Origin of the sequence: Paenibacillus chitinolyticus NBRC 15660 (assembly GCF_000739915.1) — a bacterium.
In the GTDB taxonomy this organism is placed as follows: domain Bacteria; phylum Bacillota; class Bacilli; order Paenibacillales; family NBRC-103111; genus Paenibacillus_F; species Paenibacillus_F chitinolyticus.
This window is the reverse complement of record NZ_BBJT01000017.1, coordinates 70,751-77,777: the sequence shown is the minus strand read 5'-3', so window position 1 is coordinate 77,777 and position 7,027 is coordinate 70,751. Positions and strand designations below refer to the sequence as shown.

The 7,027-nt window shown below is 48.4% G+C and carries 3 protein-coding genes; all 3 read right to left on the bottom strand.

The window, feature by feature from the left end; all coding sequences use genetic code 11:
- Positions 1 to 303: 303 nt before the first annotated feature.
- Positions 304 to 3,867, bottom strand: a complete 3,564-nt coding sequence (locus tag PCH01S_RS26650) for a DUF5704 domain-containing protein (RefSeq protein WP_042234983.1) — start codon at positions 3,865 to 3,867, stop codon at positions 304 to 306.
- A 19-nt stretch (positions 3,868 to 3,886) separates the two neighbouring features.
- Positions 3,887 to 5,164, bottom strand: a complete 1,278-nt coding sequence (locus PCH01S_RS26645) for an S-layer homology domain-containing protein (protein WP_042234981.1) — start codon at positions 5,162 to 5,164, stop codon at positions 3,887 to 3,889.
- 289 nt (positions 5,165 to 5,453) lie between these two features.
- On the bottom strand, positions 5,454 to 6,860 hold the full coding sequence (locus PCH01S_RS26640) for an NCS2 family permease (RefSeq protein WP_042234979.1): 1,407 nt from the start codon (positions 6,858 to 6,860) through the stop codon (positions 5,454 to 5,456).
- Positions 6,861 to 7,027: the final 167 nt, after the last annotated feature.

Sequence of the window (7,027 nt, the reverse complement as noted above, 5' to 3'; positions counted from 1 at the left end):
TTACTTGAGACGCTTCAATCACTCGTTGTTCAGTTTTCAAAGGACAATCTCGTAAGACCTTGTGGCCTTCGTCGTTAGCGCTTGTCTCAGCGACAACTTTTACACTATAACATAGTCGCGCTCAGTTATGCAAGCTTTTTTTTGAAGTTCTTTTTTCGCGGCGTGTTTCATTGTTGCCGGCAAGAAGTAACTTTACCAGCATCCGACACCTTTTGCAACAACCATTTTGTGGAAGTAGAAAAGAGCCATGAATCCAGACTCTTTTCTCTCCCTCTGTTGGCTGGCAAGTGCACACCTTAATGTCTAATGAGTACCGTTAGAGCTGAAATCATCGTAGCTTGAAAGGTCTCCATGATAAAAAACGACGTCCCCGTCCATCACCGGGAATGATTGTCCCTTGGTGCCGGTAACGCTCCCTACGCCACCCTCCTTCTGCCACTGGTTATTCAAGGGCCCATGGATATATTGCAAATATGGCTTGTTCACGTCTCCTCCCCGAATGCTTTCAATATTGAAATTCACGACGATGTAGCCGTTCCGCAAAAAAACGGGAGACTGATCATCGAGCGTTTGTTTCCGGCCATAGACGGCGAGATCGGTTCCTTTCGGTACGGCATAGACCGCAGCAGGCAGGCTGTACTCCCCGTACCATTTTTGATCGGAAGCGAGGGCCCTGGCTCTATCAACTCCAGCCGGAATGTTTTGCGTCTCCCCAATAAAAGTCCGCACTTGCCGGGACAAAATGAGCCAATGATAAGTCCCGACCCAGGTCGGCTTGGCCGCTTTCTTTATATAATCGGCCGTGAATTCCGCCCGGTTCGTGAAGGAACCCGGATCCTGATCGAAGAGATACCCCGCCGTCTGTTCAAGCTCCAGCGCGCTCAAATTGCGAAGCCGGTCGTTTAAAACGACAAAACGCTTTTCCTGGTCCTGCGGTGAACCGATACGGACAAAAGGTTTGTTATCGGCATGATAATACAAATCAACGGGCTGTCTTTTGCCGCCTTCATTAGAGACGAAATAGAACGCAGGCGTAATCCGCACACCATCGTCGAAACCGAACATATTGCCCTTGGTCTTAAGATCAAATTTGATATGATAGCCTGTTTTAACCGAAATGTTCTTATATCCCGCTTCGGGGTGGCTGCCCGGATGAATCGGAAGGATGAAAGGATAGCCTGTCGGCCGCGGATGACCGTCGATGTCTTTTTCCCCTATCCAATATTTCGTTCCGGTGTGTGCCGCACTGCCTTTAGCTGTACGAAATACGTTCTCCCAATTGAAATCTGCGATGTCCGTCACTTTAAAATCGTAAAGCCGTCCGATCACATCGACCGGAACCGTATCAGTGGCAACATGATTGGACAAGGTTAGGTTAGCCTGCGGTTCTGTCGTAAACGACGCCGGGGCGTTCTCCGAAATGGAGCGAAAAAGAACGCTATAAGGGCCTTCGTCAACCCATACAGGCATATAAAACGTCGTGGACAGCTGTCCTACCGGTATGTCGATCCACGTACGCTTCGGTATGAATTTCATAGCTGCGTCGTAAGTGTCAAACGGGAACCACACTTGTTTCTGCCTCGTGTACTTGGCATAATCACGAATTCCGTAACCCGGAATGCCGCGGTGCGGACCTGTTGTAGGTACGGTTACGCTAAAAGGACGGTCAAGAATAAGCGCTGAGCGGTCATACGCAGGCGTCGTTTTCTGATTATGCGCCTGATCGTCGGAAACCGATGGCACCATAATGACCGGCGTGTGAACCGTGACGGGGTTGATTCCGGGGATGTCGAAGGTTTTGTTCACTCCTCCTTTAATATTTCCCGGAAGAAGCGTGTACGCGATTGTTCCGGTTGTGGGCTGGGCCTGCCGGTTGGCCAGTGTTTTGCTGATTATGTAGCCGGTCCCGTAAAAAATATCCGGACCAATCCTCGCAGGCTCTGGAATAGGCTTAGGCACTGGAGCCGCGGCGTCGTGAATCCGGTTGTCCATAAGCGTGTTCCCGTTAAACACCAGAAGATCGTTGCTCACTTTGTTAGCGCCGACCGCGGCTTCCGCGGCAGCTTGAAACACGCCGGTTTCGTTCATAGGCGGACCTCCGCCGGTACCCAAGTTTACGGAATTGCAGTTCGAAGGTTGTACGTGAGAGGATACGTCATCTTTATTTGTGCTTGTTATAACGGGAGGCGTGTAATTTTTAGCATCCAAAGTAACCGAACCGCCGTACCCGCCAAGAGCATAGTTGCTGAGTCGCGCCTGCTCGGGCCGGTAAATTTCCAAATTATCGATTTGCCAGTAGCCGTAAGGACGCTTGACGGTCATCGTTTGAGTAACTGTCTGACTCATGGGGATCGGAACGCCGGGCGGAGGAACGGGAACGGTCCATACATATGTTTTGGTGACGGGGACGCTGTAAGTGACCTCTCCGGTCATGTTGGTGAATTTGTTTTGAAAGAGGTAGTGGAGGCTTTGTACATTGGCGTAAAGGCTTTCGGAAGTGGGAATTCCTTCGAGGACGTTAAAGGTTTCGGCACCGCGCCTGTCGGCACGTAGCATTCCGCTTGCTTGGGGATCCATGAAGTAGCCGCTTTGCATGAGGCCTTTAGACGGCGGATTGATCACCGGGTTGCACCCATTGGTTCCTCCCGGTGGTTGAGGATTTCCCGTACCGGGGTTTCCCCCGCCTGATGAGCCACAATCCTTGATCGTTAAAGTCACCGATTTCTTCTCGTCCAGATGCTGAAGATCATCTTTGAAATGAGCCGTAATTTCCGTTGTTCCTATTACTGCTTTTAGGGTGATTTTGCCGGTTTGATCAATGGTTGCAATGGAGGGGTTGGAACTGGTCCAAGTAAGTTTATCGTGTTTTTGGAGGGGCCAGGAGGTACCGTCCGGTTTAGTGAGCACGGCTTCTGCCTGCTGTATAGAGGAGTCGGAGGTGCAAAATTCGGGCTTCGGGAGATTGATGACAAGGCCGGGGTCTGTCGTGACCGTAATTTCAGCGGCATCCGAAATCCGGTAATCGCCGTTATCCCAAATGGCTCTTACCTTAACCTTGCCGGCCTTCTTTCCTAGGACTTGTCCGGAGGCATTCACAGTCGCGATGGTTTCGTCCTCGGATTTCCACGTGGTTTCGGTTGTTCGGGTGGCAACGTCATAGTCTTTTCCCCAGTCACTCGCCCCCCAGTCTTTTGTTTTGACGTTTGCCTGGAGCTGGATTTTTTGACCTACGGAAATGGACGAGTCGGGTATTACGGTGATTTCTTTTTCCTCGTAGATGTCTCCTGCCCAAGTGATGTCGACTGGGGTTTCGTACATAACGACAACCTTCGGGCAGCCATTCGGCCTTTTCATGAATTCTTTGTAGTCGGATTCGATATAATCCATGCCCGTATAAGTATTTAACAAGGCGTAACTATCATTGATGATATCAGGCTTTGATCCTGGAATGACGGGCTCATATGAAAATGCATCATGATATGTAACTTCATACAATCGAACCTTATCAACTTTATCCCTTGGGATCGTCCTGCCATTATACTCCCAGTCCTGAGGTTTCCAACTGGATAAGTTCACGTCATCTTCCATACTTGATTTAACGGGAAACGGATTATCACAAACTTTATTCCATTCAACATCTTTTTGCTTCTGACCGCTAGAATAATCAGCACGAAACTTTCCATTATCTATTTGGTACCAATAAACTCCAGGCTTAGCCATAACAACATCTGAAATTATTTCTTTCGATGTTGAATTTCTTTGTGATTTAGGTGGTTCATTAGCCTTAATTGATGTAGGCAAAAATACTAACACAAAAAATAATTGCACACATAATAGAATAAGAGGCAACACGTGTCTTCTTTTCATATATGCTATATTTCCCTCTTCATTTATTTAAGATTATTCTAACAAGATCATCATTTTGTGCTTTTATACTAAAAGAAAGTTTTGGATAGTTTTCAGGCACAGTTTTAGGAATAACTTCAGAAACCCAAAAAAATTCATCATTTCCGCTATTGAGAAGTTCATTGTTATTTCGGTTGGACAAAGTCTTTAACCCAAATCGAATAACATTGTCTCCAAGTAATCTTGTGGATGAAGTAATACCATTTCCCATCGAATTCCCTAATTCTAAATTCGTTAAATTTTTAACACTGGATTGTACAGCAATTTCACTGAAAACCACATATTTATTTTTCTGATACTTCTCTACATTTTCAAGGAACATAGGCTTATAAATGCTGACGTTGCTGTCATTATCGGAATCCACAGCGATTACACGGTTGATTTTCATCGTCCCGATTCCGTCTCGGAGAGAAATACTTATGCCTCGTATAAAAGAAAAATCACGAACTACACCGTTATAATCCATCCCATACTTATACTTCGTTATAGTCGTCAAATTAGACCCCGTCAGTCCAACCTCCCTCAGCTCGTTAAGCCCCTTGTATTGTTCGGCTTTGTTGCCTTCCACCTCCATAAAACGCATCAAAATGGCGGAGACCTCCGCCCTTGTGGTCGCTTGGGCTAGCCGGAACGTGCCGTCTTCAAAACCGTCCACGATGCCCGTGCCTTTTACAAGGGCGACGGAAGGAATTTGCTCGCTGGAAATGCCTCCTTTGTAAGTTTCGGGTGTCGGCAGCAGGGTCCCCTCCGTATCCTCCAACGCCTGTTTAAAGCTTGGTTCCGATTGGGCGAGGCCCGATGAAATCCATTTGATCATCTCGTAGCGCGTCAATTCTAGATCCGGGGAAAAACCGGTCTTATAGTCGCTTTGATCGATAAAACCGAGAGCGGCAAGCTTGTTGACCTCCGCTTGGCTCCAGTGGTTTTGCAAGCCGGAAAGGGGGTTCTCTGCCCCCGCAGTATCCGTTTTCTGCTTTGTTGCCCGGTTCAGCATAGCCGCGAATTCGGCACGCGTAATTTTGCCGTCCGGGTGAAAAGTACCGTCGCTGTAACCTTGTACCAGGTTAAGGTCGGCTGCCTTGCGGATGACCGTTTCAGCCCAGTGCCCTCCTACATCGCTAAAAGACTGGACCGGAACAGCGGCGGCAAGCTCTGTCGTAAGGCCAACTGCTTTTGCATCATTGTGCAGGAGTATAGCGGCCGTCCCAAATAAAATGGCAGCTCCCCAAAACCTTTTGTTTTTTCTGAGAAAAACCATTAAAAAACCCCTTTTCACACGTTAAATAGTAGAAGCAGGCATAGCAAATACAAACATAGAAAGTAACCCAAAAAGCTTTAACCGGTACAGCAGTGGAAGAGTTAGAAAATGACACGAAAAGGAGGTAGAGGGACGAGCGGGAGGCGGATGAGGAAAAACAAAGGCACAAAACCTAGTATAAACGATCTATCAAATTTTGGAAATAGAGAAAATAAAATCAAGTAAGTAACCACAAAAAAAACCGGCCAATCGGATTTAATCCGAGGCCGGTCTGAGACTTCTTAAACCATTAACCGCTCACGCCGATAAACACGTAGCGCGCGATAACGAGGACGAACAATACCCACATGAGCCAGTGAATGCTGTGTTTCTTTTCAACGCGGCTGCTCAGCCGAGAAATAACCGCCAGAATGACATAACCTACGATACCAAGAGAAATACCGTTGGCAATGCTGTAAGTGAAAGGCATGAACGTGATGGTCAGGAACGCCGGAATCCCGATCACGAGATCCTGGAAGTCGATGTCACGCACCGCCTGCATCATCAGAACGCCTACGACGATCAAGGCCGCGCCTGTCGCGGAACCCGGAATCAAAGCGATAATCGGAGCGAAGAACAGAGCAAGAATGAACAGGATACCCGTTGTGAGCGAAGTCAGGCCGGTACGGCCGCCTTCCGCAACACCTGCGGAGCTTTCCACATAAGCGGTTACGGTGCTGGTACCCAGCATGGCGCCGCCGCTCACCGCAAAAGCATCGACGAACATCGCTTTACCGACGCGTTTGTTGCCTTCTTCTTTGTTTTTCATGATGCCGGCACGGTTAGCCGTACCTACAAGCGTACCGAACGTATCGAACATTTCGACGAAGGTAAAGGTTACGATAACCGATACGATGCCGACGCCCATAATACCGGCAAAATCAAACTCCCAGAAGTTAAGCTGGCCGAGGTCCGGAATCCAAGGCGTCTGAGGATTGTTAAGCGAGCTTAGGTCAACGTATCCCATCAGAAGAGCGATAATCGTCGTGCCCAAAATACCGAACAAAATCGCACCGCGTACACGGAGCACCATCAGAATGGAAATCAGGACAAGGCCTATTAAAGCCATAATCACGTCCGGGCTTTTGAAGCTTCCCAGTTCAATAACGGTTTCGAAGCCCTTAAGCGGTGTAAACTGGCCTTTCGGAATATCGTTAACGGTTTCAGCCGCAATTGTCATAAGGCCGGTATTTTTCAACCCTACGATGGTGATAAAAAGACCGATCCCCACAGTAATCGCGTGCTTGATTCCGTCCGGAATCGCAACGAGCAGCATCTGCCGCAGTCTTGTAATGGTCAGAATGATAAAAATGATCCCCGAGATAAAGACGGCGGTCAGAGCCATCTGCCAAGTGATCGGGTTGTTGGTGGAAGCGGTGGATACCACGACAGTCGCAAAGTACGCGTTAAGTCCCATACCCGGCGCCAGTGCGACCGGAAAGTTCACGAACAGACCCATGGCGATGGTAAAAATACCGGCGGCCAGAGCCGTCGCGAGAAACACGGGATACCACTCCATGCCTGTTTTGCCGAAAGCGGTCAAGATGTTCGGGTTAATCACCAGCACGTAAGCCATAGCCATAAACGTGGTGATGCCCGCCATAATTTCGGTCCGTACGTTAGAGCCGTTTTCCTTTAATCTAAAAAAACGATCCATTGCAACGAAATCCCCCTTAAATTGGATGAGAACAACAAAAAGCCCGGGCGACGTTTTATCACCTGGGCCGGTTGCAAGAAAGAGCGGCTCCCCCGGTCATCGGTCGCTTCCTTTGGAAATAAACTTCCCTAATTTGCCGGAGCAAATTCGCGATCGTCCATTTCAAA